Source organism: Aquabacterium sp. A08, assembly GCF_011742065.1.
Window position 1 is genome coordinate 1 of the sequence record NZ_JAAQQT010000408.1, and the last position, 697, is coordinate 697.

General features: G+C 71.2%; 1 protein-coding gene. It reads right to left on the bottom strand.

Annotated elements, in window-relative coordinates:
* Window positions 1–64 precede the first annotated feature (64 nt).
* Window positions 65–697 (bottom strand): SAM-dependent methyltransferase (locus HA630_RS02320; protein WP_166832212.1); only part of this gene is annotated, 633 nt, incomplete at its 5' end.

A 697-nucleotide genomic window follows, 5' to 3' on the forward strand; every position in this document is an offset into this window, starting at 1 on the left:
CCCCCGACTCGCCCACCCAAGACCTCTCTGACCCCACTCACAGCGCCCGGACCAAGCTCCAACCTCAACGCCCCACCAAAAACACCGCCGGCAAGTCCAGCGGCAACCGGGGCGCCCCTTGTTTCCACTCGGCCACGGTGCCACTGAACACCGCCTGCTGGGGCAGTGTCACGCCGCAGCACACCGCCAGGCGCGTGGTCGGCTTCAACGCCGCCAGCGCGCCTTGCAACAAGGCGCCGTTGCGGTAAGGCGTCTCGATGAACAGCTGCGTCTGCCCGGTTTTTTGCACCAGCGCTTCCAGTTCGCGCAGGCGTTGGGCGCGGGCGCTGGCCTCCTGCGGCAGATAGCCCACAAACGCAAAGTGCTGGCCGTTCAAACCGCTGGCGGCCAGCGCCAGCATCAGCGACACCGGCCCCACCAGCGGCACCACCGGCAGCCCCAGCGCGTGCGCGGCCCGCACCACCGAGGCACCCGGGTCGGCAACCGCGGGCATGCCGGCCTCGCTCACCAGGCCCACGTCGTGGCCGGCCACGGCCGCGGCCAGCAGCGGCCGGGCGTCGAAGCCGCCGGCCGGGTCGTGGTCGCCTTTTTTGTGCACCTGCCGCGGCAGTTCGGTGATCTGCTGGGCCTGCAGCGGGGCGGCCAGCGGGTGGGTGGCGTCCACCCGTTTCAGGAAGGCGCGCGTGCTCTTGGCGTT